21 protein-coding genes and 1 other RNA gene are annotated in these 24,451 nt (G+C 58.6%); 12 read left to right on the forward strand and 10 right to left on the reverse strand.

The annotated features are described in order from the left end of the window. The first annotated feature begins 174 nt into the window (after positions 1 to 174). The 3 genes from gpmI to E4T21_RS20270 all read left to right on the forward strand — a co-directional run bounded on the left by gpmI (position 175) and on the right by E4T21_RS20270 (position 4,408). Positions 175 to 1,746, forward strand: coding sequence for a 2,3-bisphosphoglycerate-independent phosphoglycerate mutase (gene gpmI, locus E4T21_RS20260; protein WP_149286753.1), 1,572 nt, complete (start codon positions 175 to 177; stop codon positions 1,744 to 1,746). Positions 1,747 to 1,820: 74 nt separating this feature from the next. After that, entirely contained in the window at positions 1,821 to 2,948 is a 1,128-nt protein-coding gene (locus tag E4T21_RS20265) for a murein hydrolase activator EnvC family protein (RefSeq protein ID WP_149286754.1), read from the forward strand. 155 nt (positions 2,949 to 3,103) lie between these two features. Then, the gene (locus tag E4T21_RS20270) at positions 3,104 to 4,408 is read left to right on the forward strand and encodes a S41 family peptidase (RefSeq protein ID WP_149286755.1); all 1,305 of its coding nucleotides are present in this window, start codon (positions 3,104 to 3,106) and stop codon (positions 4,406 to 4,408) included. A gap of 62 nt (positions 4,409 to 4,470) precedes the next feature. On the opposite strand, the gene E4T21_RS20275 is transcribed toward E4T21_RS20270, so the two are convergent. The 4 genes from E4T21_RS20275 to E4T21_RS20290 all read right to left on the reverse strand — a co-directional run bounded on the left by E4T21_RS20275 (position 4,471) and on the right by E4T21_RS20290 (position 9,161). After that, positions 4,471 to 5,727, reverse strand: a complete 1,257-nt coding sequence (locus E4T21_RS20275; protein WP_149286756.1) for a UbiH/UbiF/VisC/COQ6 family ubiquinone biosynthesis hydroxylase — start codon at positions 5,725 to 5,727, stop codon at positions 4,471 to 4,473. A gap of 108 nt (positions 5,728 to 5,835) precedes the next feature. After that, positions 5,836 to 7,068 carry a 2-octaprenyl-6-methoxyphenyl hydroxylase gene (ubiH, locus tag E4T21_RS20280; RefSeq protein WP_149287345.1) on the reverse strand — a complete coding sequence of 411 codons (1,233 nt, stop codon included), beginning with the start codon at positions 7,066 to 7,068 and terminating at the stop codon, positions 5,836 to 5,838. 76 nt (positions 7,069 to 7,144) lie between these two features. After that, the gene (locus E4T21_RS20285; RefSeq protein WP_149286757.1) at positions 7,145 to 8,602 is read right to left on the reverse strand and encodes an aminopeptidase P N-terminal domain-containing protein; all 1,458 of its coding nucleotides are present in this window, start codon (positions 8,600 to 8,602) and stop codon (positions 7,145 to 7,147) included. Then, a complete protein-coding gene (locus E4T21_RS20290; RefSeq protein ID WP_149287346.1) occupies positions 8,577 to 9,161 on the reverse strand; it encodes a UPF0149 family protein in 585 nt (194 codons plus the stop codon). Before E4T21_RS20290 ends, E4T21_RS20285 begins: the two co-directional genes overlap by 26 nt. A 146-nt stretch (positions 9,162 to 9,307) precedes the next feature. Between E4T21_RS20290 and E4T21_RS20295 the strand changes: the two genes are divergently transcribed. From E4T21_RS20295 to E4T21_RS20305, 3 genes are all read left to right on the forward strand, one after another. Further along, positions 9,308 to 9,616 carry a cell division protein ZapA gene (locus E4T21_RS20295; RefSeq protein ID WP_149286758.1) on the forward strand — a complete coding sequence of 103 codons (309 nt, stop codon included), beginning with the start codon at positions 9,308 to 9,310 and terminating at the stop codon, positions 9,614 to 9,616. A 119-nt stretch (positions 9,617 to 9,735) separates the two neighbouring features. Next, positions 9,736 to 9,920, forward strand: a non-coding RNA gene (gene ssrS / locus E4T21_RS20300) — 6S RNA. A 94-nt stretch (positions 9,921 to 10,014) separates the two neighbouring features. Beyond that, a complete protein-coding gene (locus tag E4T21_RS20305; RefSeq protein ID WP_240349230.1) occupies positions 10,015 to 10,779 on the forward strand; it encodes a 5-formyltetrahydrofolate cyclo-ligase in 765 nt (254 codons plus the stop codon). Between the two features lie 658 nt (positions 10,780 to 11,437). Here E4T21_RS20305 and ilvA read toward each other — a convergent pair. Next, complete coding sequence (ilvA, locus tag E4T21_RS20310) at positions 11,438 to 12,952, reverse strand: threonine ammonia-lyase, biosynthetic (RefSeq protein WP_149286759.1); 1,515 nt, start codon at positions 12,950 to 12,952, stop codon at positions 11,438 to 11,440. 136 nt (positions 12,953 to 13,088) lie between these two features. On the opposite strand from ilvA, the gene rpiA reads away from it, so the two are divergent. Beyond that, a complete protein-coding gene (gene rpiA / locus E4T21_RS20315) occupies positions 13,089 to 13,763 on the forward strand; it encodes a ribose-5-phosphate isomerase RpiA (protein ID WP_149286760.1) in 675 nt (224 codons plus the stop codon). A 73-nt stretch (positions 13,764 to 13,836) separates the two neighbouring features. On the opposite strand, the gene waaA is transcribed toward rpiA, so the two are convergent. The 3 genes from waaA to E4T21_RS20330 are packed head-to-tail and all read right to left on the reverse strand — an operon-like array spanning position 13,837 to position 17,712. After that, entirely contained in the window at positions 13,837 to 15,174 is a 1,338-nt protein-coding gene (waaA, locus tag E4T21_RS20320; RefSeq protein WP_149286761.1) for a lipid IV(A) 3-deoxy-D-manno-octulosonic acid transferase, read from the reverse strand. Next, on the reverse strand, positions 15,174 to 16,604 hold the full coding sequence (gene hldE / locus E4T21_RS20325; RefSeq protein ID WP_149286762.1) for a bifunctional D-glycero-beta-D-manno-heptose-7-phosphate kinase/D-glycero-beta-D-manno-heptose 1-phosphate adenylyltransferase HldE: 1,431 nt from the start codon (positions 16,602 to 16,604) through the stop codon (positions 15,174 to 15,176). Before hldE ends, waaA begins: the two co-directional genes overlap by 1 nt. Then, positions 16,594 to 17,712, reverse strand: coding sequence for a glycosyltransferase family 9 protein (locus E4T21_RS20330; protein WP_149286763.1), 1,119 nt, complete (start codon positions 17,710 to 17,712; stop codon positions 16,594 to 16,596). Before E4T21_RS20330 ends, hldE begins: the two co-directional genes overlap by 11 nt. Here E4T21_RS20330 and E4T21_RS20335 point away from each other — a divergent pair. Further along, the gene (locus E4T21_RS20335) at positions 17,711 to 18,493 is read left to right on the forward strand and encodes a 3-deoxy-D-manno-octulosonic acid kinase (RefSeq protein WP_149286764.1); all 783 of its coding nucleotides are present in this window, start codon (positions 17,711 to 17,713) and stop codon (positions 18,491 to 18,493) included. The two genes, E4T21_RS20330 and E4T21_RS20335, sit on opposite strands and share 2 nt — an antisense overlap. Here the strand turns inward: E4T21_RS20335 and E4T21_RS20340 are convergent. Beyond that, entirely contained in the window at positions 18,469 to 19,617 is a 1,149-nt protein-coding gene (locus tag E4T21_RS20340; protein ID WP_240349231.1) for a glycosyltransferase family 4 protein, read from the reverse strand. The two genes, E4T21_RS20335 and E4T21_RS20340, sit on opposite strands and share 25 nt — an antisense overlap. Before the next feature lie 36 nt (positions 19,618 to 19,653). Here E4T21_RS20340 and E4T21_RS20345 point away from each other — a divergent pair, with 36 nt between their 5' ends. The 4 genes from E4T21_RS20345 to E4T21_RS20360 all read left to right on the forward strand — a co-directional run bounded on the left by E4T21_RS20345 (position 19,654) and on the right by E4T21_RS20360 (position 23,796). Continuing rightward, complete coding sequence (locus E4T21_RS20345; protein WP_149286765.1) at positions 19,654 to 20,802, forward strand: glycosyltransferase family 9 protein; 1,149 nt, start codon at positions 19,654 to 19,656, stop codon at positions 20,800 to 20,802. Further along, complete coding sequence (locus E4T21_RS20350) at positions 20,799 to 21,563, forward strand: glycosyltransferase family 2 protein (protein ID WP_149286766.1); 765 nt, start codon at positions 20,799 to 20,801, stop codon at positions 21,561 to 21,563. The genes E4T21_RS20345 and E4T21_RS20350 overlap by 4 nt, the downstream gene beginning before the upstream one ends. Before the next feature lie 18 nt (positions 21,564 to 21,581). Continuing rightward, on the forward strand, positions 21,582 to 23,228 hold the full coding sequence (locus E4T21_RS20355; protein WP_149286767.1) for a sulfatase-like hydrolase/transferase: 1,647 nt from the start codon (positions 21,582 to 21,584) through the stop codon (positions 23,226 to 23,228). Between the two features lie 190 nt (positions 23,229 to 23,418). After that, the gene (locus E4T21_RS20360; RefSeq protein ID WP_149286768.1) at positions 23,419 to 23,796 is read left to right on the forward strand and encodes a VOC family protein; all 378 of its coding nucleotides are present in this window, start codon (positions 23,419 to 23,421) and stop codon (positions 23,794 to 23,796) included. A 14-nt stretch (positions 23,797 to 23,810) separates the two neighbouring features. Here E4T21_RS20360 and E4T21_RS20365 read toward each other — a convergent pair whose 3' ends face one another. After that, positions 23,811 to 24,443, reverse strand: coding sequence for a glutathione S-transferase family protein (locus tag E4T21_RS20365; protein WP_149286769.1), 633 nt, complete (start codon positions 24,441 to 24,443; stop codon positions 23,811 to 23,813). Between the last annotated feature and the right edge of the window lie 8 nt (positions 24,444 to 24,451).

Genomic DNA, 24,451 nt, shown 5'->3' on the forward strand with positions numbered 1-24,451 from the left:
GCATCTGGATGGACGTGTAGTTGCAACGCATGGCACCAGCGTCAACCCATGACAGCCCAGGACATCCCGTGTGCAACGCAGTATATCTGCCGCACCCACTGCTCGCCTTGATCGTCGGCGAGTACTGAGAAGGATGCTCGGAGACGTCACCCAGACCCAGAGGTTTGTTTCCGCATGACTGCTTCCGCGAACGCGCCGCGCCCAGTGGCACTGATCATCCTCGATGGCTATGGCCACAATGAGGACACTTCATCCAATGCCATCGTCGCCGCCGACACTCCCAATATGGATCGCCTATGGAGTGAGCGCCCACACACTCTGATCCACACTGATGGCCGATATGTCGGCCTGCCAGATGGACAGATGGGCAACTCGGAAGTCGGCCACATGAACCTGGGTGCCGGCCGCATTGTCTATCAGGACTTCACCCGCATCACCAAAGCCATCGAAGATGGTGAGCTGGACAACAACACGGCCCTCACGGCGCCCATTGATGCCGCCGTGGCAGCAGGCAAGGCGGTTCATCTTCTTGGCCTGCTGTCTCCTGGTGGCGTGCACAGCCACGAGAACCACCTGCTGGCAGTAGCGGAACTGGCTGCCCGCCGGGGCGCCAGCAACATCTACATTCATGGCTTCCTCGATGGCCGAGACACGGCCCCCAAAAGCGCTCTCCCGTCCATTGAAAAGACCAACGCCAAGCTGGCCGAACTGGTCGGTGCCGACAATGGCTTTGTTGCTTCAATTATTGGCCGCTATTTCGCCATGGACCGCGATAACCGCTGGGACCGTGTCGAAAAGGCCTATCGCCTGATCACCGAGGGGCATGGTGAATATGTTGCATCCAGCGCAGAAGCTGCCCTCGATGCTGCCTACGAGCGTGGAGAAACCGACGAATTCGTCAGTGCCACCAGCATCCAGCCACATGCCACGCCAGTCGCCAGTGAAGACGGCGATGCCGTTCTGTTCCTCAACTTTCGTGCCGACCGCGCCCGCGAACTGGCTCGAGCCTTCGTGCTTGAAGATTTCGATGGCTTCCAGCGCCAGCGTCAACCGAAACTCGCAGCCGATGGCCTGCTGATGCTGACCCAGTATGCTGCCGATATCCCTGCGCCTTCGGCCTTCCCCCCGGAAGACCTGGTCAACACCTTGGGTGAGGTGATGGAAAAGCGTGGACTGACGCAGCTGCGCATCGCCGAGACCGAAAAATACGCCCACGTCACCTTCTTTTTCTCCGGCGGCCGTGAGCAGGAATTCAAGGGCGAGACCCGCATCCTGGTACCGTCCCCCCAGGATGTGAAAACCTATGACGAAAAGCCGGAGATGAGTGCCCCGGAAGTCACTGACAAGCTGGTAGCTGCCATCGATAGCGGTGCCTACGACCTGATCGTTTGCAACTACGCCAATGGCGACATGGTCGGCCACACGGGTGACTTCAATGCTGCAAAGGCTGCCATCGAGGCAGTCGACGCTTGTGTCGGCCGCGTGGTCGAGGCCATTGAACGAGCAGGTGGCTCCTGCCTGATTACCGCCGACCATGGCAATGCCGAACAAATGGTGCATCCGGTAACCGGCAACCCCCAGACAGCCCATACCACGTTCCCGGTACCGCTTATCTACGTCGGTGAGCGTCCAGCCAGCCTGAAGGATGATGGCCGCCTGTGCGACCTTGCCCCCACGCTGCTGAGCATGATGAACCAGCCGATCCCGGAGGAAATGACCGGCGAGGTACTGATCTCCCTATCGTGAGCGTGACGTTCCAGCACCACCGAGCCAACAGACTTGCCCACACGCCGGCCAGAAGCCGGCGTTGTCGGACCCTGATGGCCTTATTGCTTGGTCTGAGCTTGAGCCTGGGAACCGGCTCAAGCATTGCTGTGCCCAGTGAAAACGATGCACGAGCTCGCCTGGATGCCATCGGCGAGCAGATTCAGGGGGCGACCCGCAACCTGGCCAATACCGATGCGGCTCGTGACGAGGCCAGCCAGGACCTGCGCAAGGTAGAGACCGAACTCGCCGAAACCCATCATCAGTTGGACCAGATCCAGAACGACCGTCGCCAGTTGACCAAGGAAGTCGATGAACTGGAGCAAAGACGCCAGTTCATGGAGGATGAACGCAGTGCCCAGCTTCAGGCGCTGAAGCGCCAGCTCGATGCCCTCTATCGACTAGGCACCACACCGCAATTGAAGCTGCTGCTGAGTGAAAGCGACCCATCCCGTCTGGACCGCCTGCAGACCTACCTCAACCATCTGAGCAAAGCGCGTAACGAGCGCCTCGATGCCCTGGCCGAACTGGATCGACAGCTGGTAGCCAACCAGCATGAACTCGATAAACGGGAACAACGCCTCGATGCGCTCCAGGAGGACCTGGACAAGCGCAGCAAGGTGCTCGCCGACCAGACCAAGGAGCGCCAGGAAGTGGTTGCCAAACTCGACCAGCGCTACGACACCGAAGCCTCGCGCCTGGAGCAGCTCAGCCAGGACCGCGCGCATGCCGAACGTGTTTTGCGTGAAGTCCAGGAAGCCGTAGCGCGTCTGTCCGAGCCACCGCCATCCACGGCCATTGAACGTACTCGTGGAGACCTACCCTGGCCAGTACAGGGCATGATGATGACGCGCTATCACCAGACCCGCGGCGTGCACTATAACGGCATTCTGATTCAGGCAGCCTCCGGCACCAAGGTGGAGGCAGTACACGCCGGACGTGTCGTGTTCGCGGACTGGATGCGAGGTTTCGGTAACCTGTTGATCATTGATCATGGTGATCAGGTGATGACGCTCTATGCCCACCTGCAGCAATTCAGTGTGGACGTCGGCAGTCGTGTGGAAAAAGGACAGGCCATCGGCCAAGTGGGAGAAAGTGGTGGGCGCTCGGCTCCGGGGCTGTATTTCGAGGTGCGTCGCGCAGGCCAGCCCATTAACCCTCAGAGCTGGATTGCACAACGCTGAATGCCATTACAGGGCCAGGCTTTCTCAATACTTTTTCACCGCTCTGTGACACAGGCTTTTCCATAACCCTTTTTCATCCCCCTCGGCACAAGCTATGCTGAGGGCCCAGGCCCTGCCGCCTCAAAGTCGAAACCCCATTGCGTCACGGAGTCCGCATGCCCATCCCTTCAGCTGCCTTTTTCGGATCTCTGCGCCAGCCCTGTGTCGCATTGTTGCTGGCTGTTGTCATTGGCTGGCCACTCACTGGCCAGGCCCAGACATCAACGACAGACGACGATGACTTGCCGGTAGCAGAAATTCAGGCCTTTTCCGAAGTCTTCGAGCGCATCAAGCGCGCCTATGTCGAAGATGTCGACGACGCGACACTGCTCAAGAACGCGATGCGAGGCATGCTCAGCGAGTTGGATCCTCATTCCGCCTACCTCGATGCTGATGCCTACCGCGACCTGGAAGAAAGCACTCAGGGAGAGTTCGGGGGCATCGGCATCGAGATCGGCATGGAAAATGGTCAGTTGATCGTGGTCACTCCCATCGACGACACACCTGCACAGCGCGAAGGTCTCCATGCCAGGGACATGATTCTGCGCATCGACCAGACGCCTACCGATGGCATGGGGTTGCAGGAAGCCGTGGACCTGATGCGCGGAGAACCAGGAAGCAGCATAGAACTGACGATTCTCGGCGCTGGCGATGGCACGCCACGCACAGTGACGCTGACCCGGGAACTCATTCGTACCGAAAGCGTGAAGAGCGAAATACTCGAGCCCGGATATGGCTACCTGCGTATCAGCCAGTTCCAGGCCCGTACTGGCGACCAGGCACTCGATGCCCTGGAAGAGCTCAATGAAGATGCCCCTCTCTCAGGGCTGGTGCTGGACTTGCGCAACAACCCCGGCGGTGTACTCCAGGCCGCAGTGGATGTGGCCGATGCCTTCCTCAGCAGCGGCTTGATCGTCTATACCGAGGGCCGCCTGCCCGACAGCCGCATGCGCTTCTCGGCAACTTCCCGTACAGCAGCACCCAACGTGCCACTGGTGATTCTGATCAACGGTGGTAGTGCCTCGGCAGCCGAAATCGTCGCAGGAGCCTTGCAGGATCAGCGGCGCGGCGTGGTCATGGGCACAGAAAGCTTTGGCAAGGGCTCCGTTCAACAGATCATGCCGCTGGGGAATGGCGAAGGCCTCAAGCTGACGACCGCGTTGTACTACACCCCAAACGGCCGTTCCATTCAGGCACAAGGCATAGAGCCGGATGTGGAAGTCGTGCGCGGCCAGCTGAAAATATCCCAGAACAACGGCGTGCGTGGAGTGAGAGAAGCGGACCTGGAAGGGCACCTCGGCAATGGCAAGCAGTCTGACCAGGCAAAACGCAGTGAGCTTCTGACCAAGGACTATCAGGTGGGTGAAGCGCTCAACCTGCTCAAGGCCTTGAATGTGCTTAGCCAGCGCAATGCCGGCTGAGCCACTGTCTAGAGCCACTGCCTAGCACTGTGACTCAGCCATCATCCACTCAACGAACCCACTCAGCGACAGGACAGAGGTAGCCGGCCTCTCTGTCCTGTTGCCTGCTGCATGAGCAGGCGCTTGAGCGGAGATAGCCGATTGACGCTGGAGAGCCCGAAGTTGCGCAGCAGGGTCACCGCCGGGTGCCGAGCACCAAACAACTGGCGGAAACCATCCATCAGCGCCAGCATCGTCGCGTTGTCTCCCCGCCTACGGCGTTCATAACGAGCCAGCACAGCCGTTTCACCGAAGCCGACACCTCGACGTCGGCCCTCCAGCAGTTCTTCAGCAAGCACCGCGGCGTCCATCAGCCCCAGATTCACGCCCTGCCCCGCCAATGGATGAATGCTATGAGCGGCATCACCGACCAGCGCCAATCCGGGCAGGTGGTACGTCACAGCATGGCGCTGAGCCAAAGGGAAGGTGCGAGCTTCGTCGAGAACCTCCACCTTGCCGAGACGGTCATCGAAGGCCTGGGCCATGGCTTGCCCCAGCGCCTCCCGCGATAGGCACGCCAGCTGGCTGGCGTGCTCAGGTGCGGTTGACCAGACGATGGAGCAATAGTGATCGTCACCATCTACCGTCAGCGGCAGAAACGCCAAAGGGCCATTGGCAAGGAACACCTGGCGAGCCGTGGCTGCGTGGGGAAGAGCGGTACGCACCGTCGTGACCAGGGCATGATGCCCCGTATCACGCTCGCTGATATCGATCCCGGCCATGCTGCGCAAGTGCGAACGCGCGCCATCGGCACCTACCACCAGGGCGGCCCTGAGCTTGCGGCCATCATCCAACATGACGGCCCGTCCTTCCACGCTCTCTTCCAGGGAAGACACCTTGTGTGCATAGAGACGCACCACATTGGGCATTCGCTCCAGTTGCTCCTCAAGCGCAGCAAGCACCACATCGTTCTCGACGATATGGCCCAGGGTCGCGACACCGGCCTGATCCGCACGGAACGCGATACTTCCCGAGCCTTCACCATCCCAGACGTGCATGGCGGTATAGGGCGTCGCTCGGCGCTGGCGAATCGTCTCCCAGGCCCTCAGACTACCTAGCAAGCGCTGGGAGACAGGCGTAAGCGCACTGACCCTGGGAGCCGGCAAGCCATCCCCCACGCCATCCAGGGATAAGGAAAAGGGACGAGCATCGACCATGGCCACACTTACCCCGTCACGGCCAAGAAGCGCTGCCAACGCAGCCCCCACCATGCCGATACCCACGATGACAACATCAAAATCCTGCGGTGCCGCAGCACCTTGTTGAGTCTTGTCCTGCATCCCAAGGTCCACTTCAACAGATTGGCCTATCATCTCATAACCCGACCCTTGGGGAGACCTGCTCTCGCTTTCTCTCCACTACGACCTCTCCACTACGATCTTTCTACCCTATCTCTCAACCCCCATGGCTCGACGAGCCAGGCTGCGACGCAAGGGATCGGCAAGATTGAGGCCGATCAGCCCAGCAGCACGAATATGGGATATCAGTGGTTGATCAATGTCGAAGAGCCGGATCAGGCCATCACTGAAGCGAATGACATTACGCCGGTCCGACTCGCGGCGTGCGTCGAAATCCGTAAGTGTTGCTGCACTGCCGGGTGCCTGCCCATTGGCCATGCCGTTCTCGATTGCTTCGACCAGATCCATGACGCCACGCAAGGCCAGATTGAAGCCTTGCCCGGCCACAGGGTGCAGGGCATGAGCCGCATTGCCCAGCACCGCCAATCCAGGGCGCACTGTCTCACGTGCCGTCACCAGTGATAGTGGGTAGGCATGCCGGGTTCCTACTTTGAGAAAGGCGCCTGCACGCTCACCGAAGGCGTGTTGAAGCTCGGCCAAAAAGTCCTGATCCGACAGTTCCATGCGGCGCTGCTCAGCGCCCTGCGAGTGCGTCCAGACCAGGCCCATGCCTTGCCCCTGCAACGGTAACAGGGCAATGGGCCCTTCCGCCGCAAAGCGCTCATAGGCGGTACCGCGATGAGGACGGCTGACCGTCACATTGGTGATCAGGGCGACCTGGTCATAGGACTCGGTATCACTTGCGATACCCAACGCCTCCTTCATCCCGGATCGGCCACCATCCGCCAGTACCGTCAAGCCTGCCTGCAATGTCTGGCCTGTCGAGAGACGAAGGAGATGCCCTCCTTTCACTGCCTGAATGCTTTCCACCTTCGCAGGGCAGAACCACTCCAGTGGCAATGTCGCCAGATGACGATGCAGTACTCGTCCCATCCATTCATTGGGGACGACATACCCCATGGCTTCAACCCCCAACTCGGCCGCCCGCAACCTGGTCACACCCAGACGTCCCCGCTCACTGACATGGATCAGTGAGATCGGGCTGGCCTGCTCGGCCATCTGCGGCCACACCCCCAGTTTTTCGAAATGTGCAGCAGACCCTGCCGCTATCGCGCTGGACCTGGCATCAAAACTGGGCTGCCACAGTTCCTGATTGGAATCGAGTACAGGAAAGGCTTCGATAATGGCCACCCGGAGCCCCTTGCGCTGCACAAGCGGGGCCAGTGCCGCCCCAAGACTAGCGCCAACCAAGCCACCGCCAATGATGGCAATATCTACATTACATAATAACGATGAATCGCAATCCTTCGGTTCGCGTGGCATACCCGCCTGACAACCCGGCATATTCTTTCCTGTAAAAAGCATTACGTAACGGCATATCCGATAGCCTGCTAACTGGCTAATCAGTATTCATCCAGGCTTCAATATCATCCACCTGCTTGGGAACATCTGAGGTGATGACCCGGCCCCCATCGGCCGTCACCACAACATCATCTTCAATACGTACCCCCAAGCCGCACTGCTCTCCCAGGAACACTTCCCGGAGAGCAGTAACATCCGTGTCTTTCGATATATTCTTCTCGTGTATATAGAGTCCGGGCTCAATCGTGAGCACCATTCCCGGCTCCAGCAGGCGCGACCGACCGTCATCCTCGCGATAGGCGCCTGTGTCATGAACATCCAGACCCAGCCAGTGGGAGGTCGCATGGGGGTAGTAGGGTGCAATGCTATGATCTGCCAGGCGGGCCTCCAGAGGCCCTTCCAGCACCCCTTGGCGAATCAGGCCCGCGGTCAGATCACGCACGACACCACGGTGGATATCCTCCAGGCTGACGCCAGGGCGTACGGCCTCAATAGCACGATTCTGGGCGTGCAACACGAGATCGTACAGCGCACGCTGGGGTTTACTGAACCGCCCTGATGCTGGAAATGTGCGGCTGATGTCACCCGCATATAAAGCAAACTCGGCACCGGCATCCACCAACACCAGATCGCCGTCCTGCACGACACCGTCGTTCTCAATGTAGTGCAGGACGCAGGCATTCGCCCCTCCCGCCACAATCGACTCATAGGCTGGAGCGGACGCGCCATGCCAGCGAAAGACGTGTTCGATCTCGGCTTGCAGCTGATATTCCTTCAAGCCCGGCCCAACACAGGCCATGGCACGCAGATGGCCCAGCGCTGAGATTTTCGCTGCATGCTCCAGCAAAGCAATTTCAGCCGAGCTTTTCAGCATACGTCGTGCGGCCAGGTACGATGCCAGGTCGTGAAACTGGGGGGGCACCTTGCCGGCAGACGCCAGGCGTTCACGGCTCGCTTCCAGCTCCGTTACCAGGTGCTTGTCTCCGGCATTGCAATAGACCCGCTCATGCCCGGCAAGCAGATGATCAAGCGCCGCCTCCCGCTCGCGGTTTTCTATCGCATGATCGATGCCAAACAGCTGCCGAGCACCGCTGGCACCTAGACGGGGGCCCATCCAGCGCTCCAGCTCTACATCCCTGTCCTGGCAAAACAATACGCTGAGAGCCGTGCCATCCTTGCGATCGACATCATGCTGTTGCGGCGGCTCGGGTAACAGCACCAGCAAGGCTTCAGGTTCGGGGAAGCCACACAGATAATGCAAGTCGCTGTTCTGGCGGAATGGGTATTCACTGTCTCGTGAGCGCATTACGGGATGCGCACCACGCACGACAACGACACCAGGGGAGGGAAGAGCGCCCATCAGCGCCTGGCGGCGCTGACGGTATTCCTCCAGGCTTATGGGCTCAGGAGGTTCAGAGATCAGTTTTCGGGAGAGTTCAGCGATCCTGGAAAGCTGATGATGGGATAATTCAGTGCGTGGTCCTGGAGTCCTCATCCACCTTCTCCACCTGGGGCTGGCCCGGGTGCTGCTCGGTGTAGAGCAGCATCGCGGCCATGCGAGCATGCTCGGACAAGGCGAATAAATCGCCTTCATTCTCGGCGTTGTCGTCAATGTCGGTTTCTATTCCCGTCAGACCGGCAAGATCCTCAATGGCCTCTCGCAGAGCTGCCGACCATTTCGTACGCGCATCATCACCAGCATCCTCTATGACTTCCATGAATCCCAGCGTCCACTCCTTGAGTCCCTGGGCACGCTCAGCCAAGGAAAATACTTCATCTGGAAGGAGAGGCTCGAAGTTCAGCTCACTGGCCGCCAAGGCATCCAGGGTCTGACGACGCCAGGCCAACAGGCGTTCGGCACTGGGCTCGTCACGCGGCTGCTCAACACCAAGACTCATGCATACTTCTTCCAGCCAGACTTCGGCACTCAGGTCGTGAAGTGCCAGGGATGCACACAGGCGTCCATCAAGGAAGGCGGGGGATTGCATGCTGCCATGCAAGAGAAATACATCGGCAATGGTTGAAAAATCCTGACGTTCGCTGATCAATGACATAGTAGTATCCATTCGAGCCCCCGAGATACGGCGTTGACCAGTCCGCGAGGGCTCTCATATAGTGACTGGCAATCGATATCCTGATGGTAACGCATTGCTGCCTGCACTGCGCTGCTGTCCTATTTCCAGGCGCCTGGAGCCAGCCCATGACCGACGCAACCCGGCACACTACCGATATTTCCCTGCTTGAGCGCTCCTACACTATCGCCTGTCCGCCTGATCAGCAGGAAAGACTGGAGCGGGCAGCTCGCTACCTGGACCGCGCCATGCAGGGCATCCATGCACAGGGCAAGATTCTGGATCGCGAGAAAGTCGCCATCATGGCAGCCCTGAACCTGGCCAATGAGTTGCTTGAGCTGCATGACGAGAGACGTTCCAGCGAACAGAGCGTCAATGCCCTGAACGAGCGCCTGACCCAGGCCCTGTCGGGAGCCCCCAGCCCCGATCGTCGTTGAGCGATCGTTTCTTTGCTGCTTGCGTAATTCTCCAGTGAAGGACGGCTCTGCGTTGGATTCGTTGAGCCGATATTGAGTTATTCACTTTGGGCGCGGCCGTGGCTCTGGTACGATGAAGGGGTTCCCTGGGGTGTGCGCCAGTTGTTTATCGTCCCTCGAGCCTATGCGCAGTACCCAGGGGGCCATATGCTAGTCGGCCCTGTGTGCAAGTCCGTGCGACGGAAAGCCTGACGGTCCGACTGCGGCCACCCACCTTGAACCTTGGGTTCAAGGGCCAGAACGACAGCGGCATTCTGGGGAACTCTTCATTCGACGCTTGCATCTGAAAGCGGACATTGAAGCTTGAAAGGCTCATCTGTTGCCACAACAGATATGGACTCTCCTGGAGGGTATGACGGTTGTCAGTACGCCTCCTGCATGACACTCCTGTAATATCCTCGCTGATGACGGATTTCTCCGGACGCGAGGTTCACGTGACAGACTTCTCCTCCATCTGCTCTGGGCAGGCATCTCAGGCTCAGCGGCAACAAAATTCCCAGCTACATAGCTCTCAACTGCTCCGTTCTCAACTGCGCCGCGAGTTACGACAGCGCAGAAGAGCCCTCAGCGCCGCCCAGCAAAAGGCAGCCAGCAAAGCCTTGGGTGCCCAACTGCGCAGCCTGCCAGAGCTGCTGGCGGCACGTCGTGTGGCCTTGTACCTGCCCAACGATGGAGAAATCGACCCTCGGCCTCTGCTGGATTGGCTACATCGCCGCGGTGCTCATGCCTATTTGCCCGTGCTTCGGCCGCTGGCCAACAATGCCTTGTGGTTTGTGCGTTATGACCACAACACCCCCATGGTCCGAAACCGCTTCGGCATCCAGGAGCCGGACACTCGCCACGGAGCCCACCCCGCCCGGCGCCTGCCGGCCTGGGCCCTGAGTGTCATCCTGATGCCACTGGTGGGGTTTGATGACCAAGGACAACGCCTAGGCATGGGTGGCGGCTTCTATGACCGGACCCTGGCCTTCACTCACCCTGAGCGCGGCAACCCCGGACCTAGACCAAAACTCATCGGCCTTGCCCATGAAGTGCAACGCATGGAGAAACTACCCATCGCTTCCTGGGATGTACCTCTTGATGCCATTGCAACGGATATGCGGGTCATACGTCCCGGGAATTGACGACGCTTTTCATCCGCGATGTTTCACCGCTCGAATCGCCCAAGCCGGGCTTCCTAATATTGCTATTTAAAGAACACTGTTTCCTTTAAAAAGGAAAACTCCGGTTGTTCCTTTGTATGGAACAACCGGAGTTTGAATGTTCGATTTCGCACAGACAACTATGCTGTCTTCAGGTGGCTTTTTCTGCTTCTACCGCCTGTTCAACCACCTACCAGTGCCTGAGCGTAGCCGGTGGCAACGACCCCGATAGCGAATACCAAAACCAGCACCGCAACTAGATCGGGCTTGCGATTCATCCCCTGACTCCCTTAGCGATCGTTACCGACCGCAAGCGCATGGGAAACACAAGCTCGTGCTTCCCTCCCATGAGCATTCATTAGCTGAAACAGAATATAGAGCGCTATTGAAAGGATGACAAATCGCGACATAACCAACGATCAATGCGTAAACGCGATATCAGCCTTTCGCCAGCATCTCTGGGAAAAATCCGAGAGAGCTAACACTCAATCCGCGCGAAGAATACGCGGCTTGAATGAAAGAAGCCATAGACAACATGCAAAGTCATCTAATTCTTACACTAAAGTCAGATGACTCGGCTTAGCATCCTGATAAATTCCGTTTCTAGAGCGTCCATGCCTGAAATTTAGCAGGCTTATTTTCAGGCCATGAATAATTTATAGGCCGGATTATTGCTTTCCTTCCAATAGTGATAACCGATCTTGTCAAAATACTCTTCGACATGAGTACGGTCGCCATTGGGGACCTGCATACCCACCAGCACCCGGCCGAATGCAGCGCCGTGGTTGCGATAATGAAACAGGGAAATATTCCAGTCCTGGGGAAGGTGAGTCAGGAAGTTCATCAGAGCGCCGGGGCGCTCGGGAAATTCGAAGCGATAGACTTCTTCGTCGAAGCGAGACTTTGGGCGTCCGCCGCCCAGATGGCGGATATGCAGCTTGGCCAGCTCATTGTCCGTGAGGTCCTCTACTGGATAGCCAGCTTCACGCAAACGCTCGATCACGGCCTGGCGATCTTCTCCACCTGGCTTGACCTGGACACCCACGAAGATATGAGCATTCTCTTCATCGGCATAACGATAGTTGAATTCCGTCACCATTCGCTTGCCGATGGTGCGGCAGAACTTCTTGAAACTCCCGGGGACCTCGGGAATGGTCACTGCCAGGATAGCCTCACGCTGCTCCCCAAGTTCCGTCCGCTCTGCGATATGCTGCAGGCGATCAAAATTGGTGTTGGCCCCTGAGTTGACACACACCAGGGTCTGCCCTTCAGCGCCAGTCTGCTGGATGTATTTCTTCAAGCCAGCCAGGGACAGGGCACCAGAGGTTTCTGACACCGCGCGGGTATCCTCGAAGATATCCTTGACCGCGGCACACATCTCGTCCGTGTTCACAGTAATGACATCGTCGACCAGATCACGCACGATCTGGAATGGCACCTTGCCAATCTGGGCCACTGCCACACCTTCGGCAAAGACGCCTACATGCTCCAGCACGACTCGCTTTCCGGCCTTCATCGCAGCCTTGAGACAAGCGCTGTCTTCTGACTCGACCCCGATCACCTTGATCTCCGGGCGCAGGTACTTGATGTACGCTGCCATGCCGGCCAGCAGGCCGCCGCCTCCCACAGGGATGAACACTGCATCGATCGGCCCGCTGTGCTGTCGCAGAATCTCCATGGCCACCGTTCCCTGGCCCGCGACCACATCAATGTCGTCAAAGGGCGGGATATAGGTGTAGCCGTGCTCCTTGACCAGCTCCTGGGCATGCTCCGAAGCTGCATCAAAAGCATCGCCCTTGAGCACAACCTTGGCTCCCCAGCCGCGCACTGCGGCCACCTTGATCTCCGGAGTAATGCGCGGCATCACGATGACAGCCTTGACCCCCATCAGCTTGGCCGCCATGGCCAGGCCCTGGGCATGATTGCCTGCTGAGGCCGCGATCACTCCCTTGGCCCTCTGCGCCTCGCTCAACTGGGCCATCTTGTTGTATGCACCACGAATCTTGAACGAGTGGACAGGCTGCAGATCCTCGCGCTTGATCAGAATTTGATTGCTGAAGCGACGTGACAATATGGGAGCAGGGGAGATCGGTGTTTCCCGCGCAGCTTCGTATACCCGAGCCTGGAGGATCTTCTTGACAGTAGCTTCAAGCATTCTGGTGTCCAACGTGTAGAGAAAGGCGAAAAATCATCTATTGGTAGCATTGCGCCGGGGCCAACGTCCAGCAGTACAGATATCCATCGCTTATAATGGCTCGGCACAAACACTTTTCAGGAAACGCTTGCCCGCCATGACCCAAGACGAACTCAAAGACGCCGTTGCCGCCGCCGCCATCGAAGAGGTGCGCCCGATGCTCGGAAACGACATCGTGATAGGTATCGGCACAGGCTCTACCGCCAATTGTTTCATCGATCGCCTGGCTGCATTGCGTGGCGACTTTCGTGGTGCCGTGGCCAGTAGCGAGGCCAGTGCCAAGCGCCTCAAGGATCACGGCATTGATGTTTTCGAACTCAATGAAGTGGGCACCATGCCAGTCTATATAGATGGCGCAGACGAAGTGAATGCTCACTTACATATGATCAAAGGCGGGGGAGCAGCGTTGACCCGCGAAAAGATCGTGGCCGCTTGCTGCAAGACCTTCATCTGCATCGCTGATGCTTCCAAGCGCGTGGAGCGTCTGGGGAATTTTCCGCTGCCGGTCGAGGTCATTCCCATGGCCCGTTCCTACGTTGCTCGTGAACTGGTCAAGCTGGGCGCGGATCCGGTCTACCGTCAGGGAGTCATCACCGACAATGGCAACCAGATTCTTGATTGCTATGAGTTCATGATTGACGACCCGGTGGCCATGGAGGCTCGCATCAATGCTATTGCAGGCGTCGTCACCAATGGCCTTTTTGCCGCCCGTCCGGCGGATGTTCTGCTGCTTGGCAGTGAAGATGGCGTCAGCCGACTCCTGTCGCAGTAGGCATTCCGGAGCAAGCATCCCGGAGTAAACACTCACTGACATTCGACAGAAGTGGAAAAGAAGGTATCTCCCTTCAGGGGGGGGTCGACAAGGCAGATGAAGGCTGCCCAGGCCCCTCTTCACGCAAGTGACATAGACCCGTCAGGGTCGCCTCAAGCGCCCCTCTATGTGTCTCGATCACCAGCAACCCTGCTTCACGGAGACGCTTGCACTGCTCAGCATCTTCCAGCAATGCGATGACTCGCTCGGAAAGCTCGTCACCATCCGCTACCTCGACCAAAGCCCCAGCATCACGCAAGGCTTCGGCCACGTCTTCGAAATTGGCCAGTTCGGGCCCGGTTACCACCGGAACACCCATCACAGCAGGCTCCAACAGGTTGTGACCGCCGACAGGCACCAGGCTGCCCCCTACAAACGCCAGATCTGCTGTGCCATATAGCGCCAGCAACTCTCCCATGGTATCGCCTAGGTAAACCTGGGCCTTGGCGCTGGGCGTACGTCCACGCGAGCGACGTACGGTGGTGAAGCCAGCTTGCTGGCATAACTCGGCGACTTCATCGAAACGCTGTGGGTGGCGTGGCACGATGACCAATAGCGCATCCTCGAATCGCTCGCGCACCCGGGCGTGAGCCTTGAGCACCAGTTCATCCTCACCGTGATGCGTCGATCCCGCCACCCAGACTGGACGGTGACCAATGGAAGTATGCAAGTCCTCACTAACCCTGTATGTGCCGTCATCAACGGACATATCAAACTTCATTGATCCCACAACCTGGACATGAGAGGGCTTCATGCCCAGGCTTTCAAAACGTTCTGCATCAACTTCGGATTTGGCCGCCAGCCAGTCGATCCGTCCAAGCGCATTGGCCATCAACCAGCGCAGACGGCGATAGCCGCGATATGCACTGAGGGACATGCGTCCATTGACGACAGCGATTGGGATGTGTCGCTTGCTGCAGGCATGCAGCAGGTTGGGCCATAACTCGGTCTCGAAGAAGATGGCCAGTTCCGGCGCCAACTGATCGATGAAGCGTTGTGCACAAAGAGGAAAATCCAAGGCCACGAAAACATGGCTCAGAGGAGCAACCGTCTCAGTCTCCGGTACATCCTCGACCAGTGCCGCAACACGTTCAGCACCTGTGGCTGTCATGGTACTGACCACCAGTCGATGACCTGGGTGGCGTATACGCAGCTCACGAATCAGCGGTCGTGCAGCAATGACCTCTCCCAGGGACGCACAGTGCAACCATAGCCTCGGGCGCGTGTCGGCCGGAGGAGGCAACATGCCCAGGCGCTCGGCTCGGGAGCGCCCGGGAAGCTGTTCACGCCACACCCGACGCCAGATCAGCGGTGACAGCAGGATCAGTGCTGCCGAGTAGGCATGGCGAGTCCAGGAATAACGGCTGGTCATCAGCTCTCGCGGTCGAGAATAGTGGATATCATGGCGGTGGTGGACACGCCATCTTCAAAACCTAGCACCTTCACTTCTCCGCCATTGGCCATCACTGCGCCACCTCCTGCGATGTCTTCCGGGCGGTAGTCGCCGCCCTTGACCAGGATATCCGGCAATACTGCTTCGATCAGTCGGGCCGGGGTATCCTCGCTGAAAGGTACGACCCAGTCCACGGCACCAAGTCCGGCCAGCACCTGCATACGCCGACTCAGCGGGTTGATCGGGCGCTTGGGCCCTTTCAGGCGAGCAATGGATGCATCATCGTTGACAGCAACAATCAGGCGATCCCCCAGTTGGCGCGCATGCTCCAGATAAGCGACATGACCGGCATGCAGAATGTCGAAGCAGCCATTGGTCATGACCACCTTCTCACCACGCGCCTGGGCGGCACGTACGGCCTGAACCAGGGCGACCTCTTCAATCAGGCCATATTCGGCCAGCTTGTCGCCATGCAGTGCCGTATACAGTTCGGCAATCGACAACGTCGCCGTTCCAGGCTTGGCCACAACCAGACCAGCGGCCAGGTTAGATAGAGTCATTGCCTCGTGGAAGCTGTGTCCTGCCGCCAGGGCCAACCCTAGCACCGCGATCACGGTGTCGCCGGCACCCGTCACATCATAGACTTCCCGCGCCCGGGTCGGCATATGCAATGGTTCGTAGCCCTCACGAATCAGTGTCATGCCTTTCTCGCTGCGGGTGATGAGCAAGGCTTCAAGCTCCAGGTCCGCACGCAATGCCTCACCCTTGGCAGCCAGTTCTTCATCGGTGGCGCAGTGCCCAACCACGGCCTCGAACTCGGCCAGATTGGGCGTAATCACACTGGCACCGCGATAACGGCTGAAGTCTGTTCCTTTTGGATCGACCAGTACACGCTTGCCAGTGCTGCGAATATGCGAGATGACCCACTCGATATTGCTCAGGGTTCCCTTGCCATAATCAGACAGGATGACCAGATCCGATGCCGCCACGGCTTCTGCCAGCCGCGGCGCCAATCCCTTGGTATCGATCTTTTCCAGACCGTCCTCGAAATCCAGGCGGATCAACTGCTGGTTGCGACTCATCACCCTTAACTTGGTGATCGTGGGAATGCCAGGGGTACGATGAAAGTAAGTATTTACTCCCACCTCCTCCAGGCGTTGGGTCAGACGATCGGCATTGTCGTCATCACCGACCAATCCGGCCAGCGATGCCAGGGCTCCCAGGGAAGCGATATTGAGCGCCACGTTGGCTGCGCCACCGGGTCGGTCTTCACATTCTTCAACCCGCACTACCGGTACGGGGGCCTCTGGCGAAATCCGTGAGGTGCCTCCATGCCAGTAGCGATCCAGCATGACATCTCCTACCACCAGTACACGGGAGCACTCTAGCGCGGTCAGATCAAGCTTCATCGGGGAACTCACTTTCCTGGTCGGTGGAAGTTGGCAAGGCGTCACTATGCGCCTCATTGAGCAGTCCATCGAGGTGATCGATTACATCTTCGGCACAAATCAACGACATGGCCTCAGGATGACGTACCCGGCGCCCCCAGTTGATGGTTTCTGGGTCTTCGTGAAGAAAGTCCTTCACCGCCTGGGGATAACGATTCACCACCTGCTTACGCCATAGATAGGGTGCCGCACGATCGGGGTTAGTGGTCGCATACAAACCCACTACCGGAGTATTCACGGCGTTGGCCATATGCACCGGCCCGGAATCTGGACCGACCACGACCTGAGCACGATCGATCAGCGCCAGCAGTCCCTTGAGCGAAGTGGCACCTATCGCATCGATCACCGCTTCAGGTTGACACAACGCCTTGATACGCTGCCCCATTTCCCTCTCCTGAGTGCTTCCGCCTCCTGTCATCACCGTTTTCAGGCCGTACTGGACAAAAACGTGTTCGACCACTGCGGCATATCCTTCGGCAGACCAGTTGCGGAAATTGCGCAATCTCGGATTGGCGCAAGGGCTGATCAGCATATAACGGGCATCACCCGTATAACGCCGGGCTTCCTCATAGGCCTGGTCAGGGATCGGCAAGTCCCAGTGAAGGCTGGTGTCCTCAACGCCCAGCAGACGGGCAAAGTCCATGAAAGACTCCAGAACATGAGCTCGCGGGCGGGGATCAATCTGGCGATGAGTAAACCAGTACTGGCGGTCCTTGGCCCGGTCCTTATCGAAACCGACCCGGACATCAGCCTTGAGCCCCAGGGACAGCACACTGGCACGCAGCGCCTGTTGCATGTGCAACAGGACATCAAATCGGGTGTCCGCCAGTTGCCGCCATAGCGCGCGCATGCCAGCCAGTCCCGTGGACTTGTCATAGACGATGAACTCGACCCCTGACAGGCCGGCCAGTAGACTGTACTCGCCCTTGCCGATGATCCAGGTGATCCGAGCCTCAGGCCATTGGCGTTGCAGGGCACGCACCGTGGGCACCAGGTTGCAGACGTCCCCCAGAGCGGAGAGTCGCAGCACGCCGATGTGGGTAGGACGAGTGGGCAGAGGATGCTTCATGCAATTGGCAACGTATCAATCGGTAGGGGTAGGCATTTTATACGATGCCGTCAGTTTATGTGACGGTACTGCAGCTTCACAAATAGAGGAACCACAAACCGAAGCGGCCTTGAAGGCCAAAAGCAGCTTGAAGATCAGTCCCGACATGCTTGAACCCGCCTATTGGCAACGCCTTGGTCATGTCGTTGGCCAGGCCTCGGGGCGAGGCCAGAGCCTGTTTCTTGACCTGGGAGATCGTCATTGGGTATTGCGACCCTATCGCCGCGGCGGCCTTATCGCCAAACTTTCCACCCGCCGTTATGTGTGGACAGGGCTTGAACGCACACGCGCCTTCCGGGAAATGCGCCTGACAGCCGACCTCTTCGCTGCCGGCCTTCCCGTGCCACGCCCTATTCTCGGCGGTGTGACCCGGCACGGCCTGACTTACGAAGCCACACTGATCACCGAACGTCTCCCCGAAAGCATTCCGCTGGCCGATCACTTGATGGCCGACAGTGCTGACAGCGACCTGCTACAACGTGTCGGCAGAATAATCCGACGCTTTCATGATCATGGTCTCGACCATGTCGACCTCAATGCCCGCAATCTGTTGATCGACACCAACGCCAATCCATGGCTGATCGATTTCGATCGCTGCCAATTACGCCGCCAAGGTGCCTGGCAGGCCAAGAACCTCGAGCGCCTGGGGCGTTCACTGGCCAAATTCTGTACCAGCCCGACCTCTGCCAATGCGGCACTCATGGACATTCAGCAGGGCTATTCCGCCAGCACTTCTGCATAGACATTGATCAGGCCCTGTACATGTGACGAGAGAAGAAAGTGAGCACTCACTCTCGCCCTGGCTTCGTCGCCTAGCCGCTCACGCAAGGAAACACTGCCGGCCAGTTCCGTCATGCCAGTTGCCCAGTGGTGAGCCGACTGAGGATCGGCCAGGCGCCCGCTATGCGCATCGATCAACTCAGGAATGGCACCACTGGCGGACCCTATGACGGCCTTGCCTGCGGCCATGGCCTCGATCACTGTCAGCCCAAAGGCCTCATTGCGCGACGGCACACAGACCACGTCGAGTATCTCGAACAATCGTGCGAGGTCTCGGCGGAAACCGGTGAAGGTAATGTGCTCAGCCAGCCCCTGCTCTCTCACCAGCGTTTGAAGCTCAGCAACGTAATCCTCGCGGCTGCCCTCTTCTGCGCTGAGTCCACCGATGATCACACCATGGGCGTGGAGTTCGGGATGCTCTCGAATGACCTCCACCATGGCCTCGACAAATACCTTCTGCCCCTTTCCTGGCGTCAGACGTCCGGCCACCCCCAGGGTCACACTCCCTGAGGGAATACCCAGGCTTGTACGTAGTGCTCGCCGTTCGGCCGCATCCAGGTGGGGAGCAAAATGATGGGGATCGATGCCCAGATAGAGGCGTTGAATGCGCGAGGCGGGTAGCGGAAATGCCTTGATGTTGCGCTTGCGTGTCGCTTCGCTGATCGACAGCACACGACTGACTCGCCCATAGGCCCAGCGATGGTAAAGATCCTTCTTCGGCCGAGTCACTCCCATGTGATCGGTAAACACCACCTTGATGCCTGGGCGTAAGGTGGCAGCCAGTGCTGCCAAGCGCAGATCACTGGACTTATGGCAGTGAAGCAGGCGGATATCATGTGTTCGCAGATAGGCCAGCAGTCGGCGAATACTTGTCAATGCCCTGCCCCGGGATCTCACCGTCAGCGGTTCAACCCCGGCTTCGGCCATACAGGAGGCCACCTTGGAGCCTTCCAGAGCAAGACCATGTACACCCCACCCTTGCGCCACAAGCTCCGGTATAATTCGGGATGGATACATTTCCAGTCCGCCCCAACCGTCCGACAGGCAGATGTGCATCACCTTGGGTTTCGTGACAGCATGACTCAAGCGCGTCTCCTTTCGCAGCGGGGCTTTGGAGCCCAAATGACGTTTTCCAGCAATTCCCCGGACCCTCATTCCCTGGAGAGCCAATCTCCAGGGAACAACAGCGTGGCGCGTGTACTGGTGGTGCGCAACGACAAGCTCGGCGATTTCATGTTGGCGTGGCCAGCCTTGGCAACGCTCAAGGCCGCAGCACCTGCACCACATATTACCGCTCTGGTGCCGTCGTACACCGCTCCCATGGCCGAGGCCTGTCCCTGGATCGATGAAGTGATTCTCGACCCAGGTGACGAGGCCCCCGCAAGCGAACAGCAACAACTGCTCAAGACACTTCGTGAAAAGGCCTTTGATGCACAGCTTACGCTGTTTTCTACACCACGCATCGGCTGGCTGGGATGGCGTGCACGCATTCCTCTGCGCCTGGCGCCAGCAACCAAATGGGCCCAGATATTCTATAACCGACGCATTACCCAGCGCAGGTCACAATCGGCCAAGCCAGAATACGTCTACAATCGCGAGCTGGCCGAAGCGCTGATCAAGGCCCTTGGCCTGACTCCCGGCCACGCCACTCCTCCCTTCTGGCCCGAAGGCAGCGCCAGTCGTGCGCAGGAGCGCCAGGCACTGGCCGCCAGCCTGCCCCTATCGGCGGAACGTCCCTGGGTGTTCCTGCATGCGGGCAGCGGCGGTTCGGCAGTCAATCTGTCCCTTGACGCCTATGCCTACCTTGCCTGCGAGGTGGACAGACAACTGGCCGCTGGCCATCATGCTCGCCCACACTGGATCCTGACGGCAGGCCCGGGTGAGGAAGCCAATGCTGATGCTCTGACCGAAACCCTGACGGCACATGGATTATCAGCGCATCGTCAGCCTCCTCAGGCCGGCTTGGCCGGTTTCTCTCGTAGCCTGGCTGCTGCCGATGCTTTCATTGCTGGTTCCACGGGACCTTTACACGTGGCAGGCTGTCTCAACGTGATCACCATTGGCTTCTATCCGGCACGCCGCTCTGCCACTCCACTACGCTGGCAGACCTGCAACGACGATGATCGCAGACTGGCTTTCCATCCGCCTGAAAGTGCAGTTGAAACCGATATGACGGCCATCGACCTGGAAGCTGCCGCCACGGCCATCGCTCATCGCCTGGCGGCACTTGAGGCAGCGCCTTCCACCGACATCATTCGCGAGAGCCCATGAACCCGATTACCGGTATCATCATCACCCTCAATGAGCAGGACAACATCCAAGATGCCATTGCCTCGCTGCGCCCGGTGTGCGACGAAATCATCGTTGTCGATTCAGGAAGCCAGGACAACACCGTGGCCCTGGCCGAGGCCGCTGGTGCCAGGGTGATCCATCAGTCCTACCTGGGCGATGGTCCACAAAAGGCGTTTGCGGTACCTCAGGCCAGTCATGACTGGATCTTCGCCCTGGATGCGGACGAGCGCCTCGACGCCGACGCGGTAGAGGTGGTTCGCCAACTGGAGCTGGGCGATCCTCGCAAGGCTTACCGTTTCAAGCGCCGCAACTTTGCCGGCCGCCACTGGATTCGCGCTGCCGGCTTCTATCCTGATCCCGTCACTCGCCTATACAACCGCACGACCTCCGGTTATCTACCGAAGAAGGCGCACTCGTCCGTGCAGGCCCCCGAGGTCATCGATGTTGACGCTCACCTGAGCCACTTTACCTATCGCGACCTGTCTCACTGGATGACACGTATCGATCAGCTATCAAGCCGTGACGCCTGGGCCATGAAAGAGCGTGGGGTCAAACCTTCAACACTGCGACCGACGTTGCATGCCATCACCGCCATATTGCGCAAGCTGATTCTCAAGGGTGGCCTGTTCCAGGGGCAGGATGGCATGACAGTTGCCATGACGACTGCATTTCATGCCTACATGAAATATGCCAAGCTGAACGAACTATACGAAAACGAGCAGGCTGACCGAGACGCCTGATCTACACAGAGTCACCCGATGTCCATTTCTACCTCTTCGTGGCTGCGCTGGGTCATTCTGCTGTTTCTCGGCTTGGTCATCGGCCATACCGTTGTCACGATTTCCCCTGTTCCGAACTGGCTGTTTCCATTGCCAACAGCGGCATGGCTGGGTCTGGCCCAGTGGCGCCGCTGGGGCATCAAGCAGCAGCCCCCCGGAGAGCCCCCGCGTAAACGCTTTATCTGGGCCCTGTTGCCATTAGTGCTATGGGGCATCTATGTCTATCTGGTAGACAACTACGGACAGGCTGACATAGGAGCACTGTTCTTCCACCTACAGGCAGGCATCGCTCAACATGGTGGCGGTGAGCGCAATCTCATTGCCGTCATCTATACTTCTGTCATGCTGCTGGTGCTGGTTGCCTATACCTGGCTGATTCGCCAGGACCTGCGCTGGAGACGTTGGGATCCATGGCTCGCGGCCATTCTGCTGATCGGCAATCCTGTGTTCTACACCATCGGCCAACGTAGTGCGGCAGTCGTTGCCACCCCTGGTGCCTGGCTGGAGCAGCGTTACGTCGCGCCCACGATTCTCAAGGCTCCGCAACGGCCACCCAATCTGCTGGTGCTGTACCTGGAAAGCCTCGAACGCACTTATGGTGACAGCGAGAAATTCGGCAATGCCTATGCCGATATCAAAGCCCTCGAGCCCAAGGCCGTGGTATTCGACAACGTCCAGCAGATGGACAACACCGGTTGGACCATGGCCGGCATGATTGCCAGCCAGTGCGGTACCCCGCTGATACCTGCCGGGTTATTGCACGACAGTCAGTTCGAGCCTTTGCATCAGGTAGCACCAGGTGTTGACTGTCTTGGAGATCTGCTCAAGCAGCAGGGTTACCGCCTGACCTTCATGGGTGGAGCCAGCAAGGCATTCGCCGGTAAAGGACTGTTCTATGAGGGCCACGACTTCGACCAGGTCTTCGGTCGCGATGAACTGGCAGCACGTCTAGACGATCCGGAATACCTCAACAGCTGGGGGCTGTACGATGACAGCCTCTACGAGTTTGTCAGCGACGAAATACGCCGCCAGGATGCCTCCCCTGGCCCTTGGGCCATGGTCGCTCTCAATCTCTCTGCCCATGCTCCAGAGGGCTATCCCTCGCAGAGCTGCGAGCCTTTCAAGGACGATTACGAGGATGCCGACATCCTCTACGCAGTGAAATGTTCCGGATGGCTGACACGACGCCTGCTGGAACGGCTCCAGGCCGAAGGACTGCTCGACAACACGCTGGTGGTAGTGGCCAGCGATCACCTGACCATGCGCGTCTCGGCCTGGGAAGACCTGCTCGCCGACAAGCGCACCAACACCCTGTTGATGATGGGCAATGGCCTGACACCGAGGGTTATCCACAAGCCTGCGACCACCATGGATACCTTCCCCACGATCCTCGAAGCCATGGGCTTCACGATCGACTGGCACCGCGCCGGACTCGGCGTATCACTGCTATCCACCGAGCCCACCCTGATGCAACGCCACGGTATCGACGAGCTCAACCGCTACATGCGCGAAGAAACAGCGCTGCAGGAACGCATATGGCTGGGTGAGACCCCGCCCAACCAAGCCGAGGAAAATGATGCAGAGCTAGAGCAGCAAGCACCGGTAGCGACACCGGAACAGCCCTGAGCGGGGTTAAATAAAGACAGCCCTGAGCGGGGTTGGATAAAGACAGCCCTGAGCGGGTTGATAGACCACCCTGAGCGGGTTGATAGACCGCCCTGAGCAGGGTGATCCAGGGCAGCAAGAAGAAGAAGACAGCCCGGGGCCGAGTTTTAGGCTATACCTGCAGGTAAGCCCATCACGGACATCCGCTGTCATGACTACCGGTATCTATTTCGAAATTCAGGCCGATGACACGGAACGTGCTCGAGACTTCTATTCCCGGTTATTCGGTTGGACCTTCACTCACGTTGACGGTCTACCACTGGCCTACTGGCGCATTGATGGCGACGGTATAACAGGAGGCTTGCTGCAGCGTCCTGCAGCCAGGCCTCCCGAGGCCTGTGGCACCAACGCCTTCACCTGTTCCTTCGAAGTCGAGAACATCAAGGCCTGCGTCGGGCTCATCGTCAGCCTGGGAGGACAGGTCGCCCTGCCAGTTTTCCCGGTTCCGGGAACCTGCTGGCAGGGCTATTTCATCGATACCGAAGGCAACACCTTTGGCCTGTTTCAAGTCGATGAACAGGCGGGATGACCCTGAGCCGACATTCAGTTCGCAGCGCCCTCCTTTTCTGCCATGGCCTGCTGAATGAAGGCCATGACCTTTTGTTGCGCAGGGCGTTGCGCTAGTCCCTCACAATAGGTTTCGAACTCCGGGCGCCTTTCCAGCGAGCCGAAATTCATCCCCCAGCGCAAGTGCGAGCCAACATAGACATCCGCTGCCGAGAAGTTATCTCCGGCAATGTAGCGCTTGCCCTTCACGGCGGAGACCAGGGCCTCTATCACATGTTCATAGCAACCATAGCCGAGGGCAACCTGCTGTTCCGGCGAAGGCTGAAAACCTGTGCTCTTGAGTGAAGCCGCCATTTCTACTGGCCCTGCGGAGAAAAACAGCCAGCGGTAGTAGTCCCCGCGCTCGGCTGGTGGAGGAGCCAGCCCGGCTTCGGGAAAGGCATCGGCCAGATAGGCGCAGATTGCCGCCGCCTCGGTCACCACGACATCGCCATGGCGCAGCGCCGGTACCTTGCCCATGGGGTTGATGGCCAGGTATTCAGGCGATTTCATGGCATCACCGAATTCGATGATTTCCATGCTATAAGGGGCACCAACCTCTTCCAGCATCCAATGGACAATGCTGCTGCGTGACAAGGGGTTGGTATAGAAAACGAGCGGTTCTTGCATCGGGTTTC

Origin of the sequence: Halomonas binhaiensis (assembly GCF_008329985.2) — a bacterium.
Taxonomy (GTDB): Bacteria; Pseudomonadota; Gammaproteobacteria; order Pseudomonadales; family Halomonadaceae; genus Halomonas; species Halomonas binhaiensis.

What these genes read in the sequence shown, in the direction of transcription:
- gpmI (WP_149286753.1), top strand. Translation starts at nt 175, where the DNA reads ATGACTGCTTCCGCGAACGCGCCGCGCCCAGTGGCACTGATCATCCTC.
- E4T21_RS20265 (WP_149286754.1), top strand. Translation starts at nt 1,821, where the DNA reads ATGGCCTTATTGCTTGGTCTGAGCTTGAGCCTGGGAACCGGCTCAAGC.
- E4T21_RS20270 (WP_149286755.1), top strand. Translation starts at nt 3,104, where the DNA reads ATGCCCATCCCTTCAGCTGCCTTTTTCGGATCTCTGCGCCAGCCCTGT.
- E4T21_RS20275 (WP_149286756.1), bottom strand. Translation starts at nt 5,727, where the DNA reads ATGCAGGACAAGACTCAACAAGGTGCTGCGGCACCGCAGGATTTTGAT.
- ubiH (WP_149287345.1), bottom strand. Translation starts at nt 7,068, where the DNA reads ATGCCACGCGAACCGAAGGATTGCGATTCATCGTTATTATGTAATGTA.
- E4T21_RS20285 (WP_149286757.1), bottom strand. Translation starts at nt 8,602, where the DNA reads ATGAGGACTCCAGGACCACGCACTGAATTATCCCATCATCAGCTTTCC.
- E4T21_RS20290 (WP_149287346.1), bottom strand. Translation starts at nt 9,161, where the DNA reads ATGTCATTGATCAGCGAACGTCAGGATTTTTCAACCATTGCCGATGTA.
- E4T21_RS20295 (WP_149286758.1), top strand. Translation starts at nt 9,308, where the DNA reads ATGACCGACGCAACCCGGCACACTACCGATATTTCCCTGCTTGAGCGC.
- ilvA (WP_149286759.1), bottom strand. Translation starts at nt 12,952, where the DNA reads ATGCTTGAAGCTACTGTCAAGAAGATCCTCCAGGCTCGGGTATACGAA.
- rpiA (WP_149286760.1), top strand. Translation starts at nt 13,089, where the DNA reads ATGACCCAAGACGAACTCAAAGACGCCGTTGCCGCCGCCGCCATCGAA.
- waaA (WP_149286761.1), bottom strand. Translation starts at nt 15,174, where the DNA reads ATGACCAGCCGTTATTCCTGGACTCGCCATGCCTACTCGGCAGCACTG.
- hldE (WP_149286762.1), bottom strand. Translation starts at nt 16,604, where the DNA reads ATGAAGCTTGATCTGACCGCGCTAGAGTGCTCCCGTGTACTGGTGGTA.
- E4T21_RS20335 (WP_149286764.1), top strand. Translation starts at nt 17,711, where the DNA reads ATGCAATTGGCAACGTATCAATCGGTAGGGGTAGGCATTTTATACGAT.
- E4T21_RS20330 (WP_149286763.1), bottom strand. Translation starts at nt 17,712, where the DNA reads ATGAAGCATCCTCTGCCCACTCGTCCTACCCACATCGGCGTGCTGCGA.
- E4T21_RS20345 (WP_149286765.1), top strand. Translation starts at nt 19,654, where the DNA reads ATGACGTTTTCCAGCAATTCCCCGGACCCTCATTCCCTGGAGAGCCAA.
- E4T21_RS20350 (WP_149286766.1), top strand. Translation starts at nt 20,799, where the DNA reads ATGAACCCGATTACCGGTATCATCATCACCCTCAATGAGCAGGACAAC.
- E4T21_RS20355 (WP_149286767.1), top strand. Translation starts at nt 21,582, where the DNA reads ATGTCCATTTCTACCTCTTCGTGGCTGCGCTGGGTCATTCTGCTGTTT.
- E4T21_RS20360 (WP_149286768.1), top strand. Translation starts at nt 23,419, where the DNA reads ATGACTACCGGTATCTATTTCGAAATTCAGGCCGATGACACGGAACGT.
- E4T21_RS20365 (WP_149286769.1), bottom strand. Translation starts at nt 24,443, where the DNA reads ATGCAAGAACCGCTCGTTTTCTATACCAACCCCTTGTCACGCAGCAGC.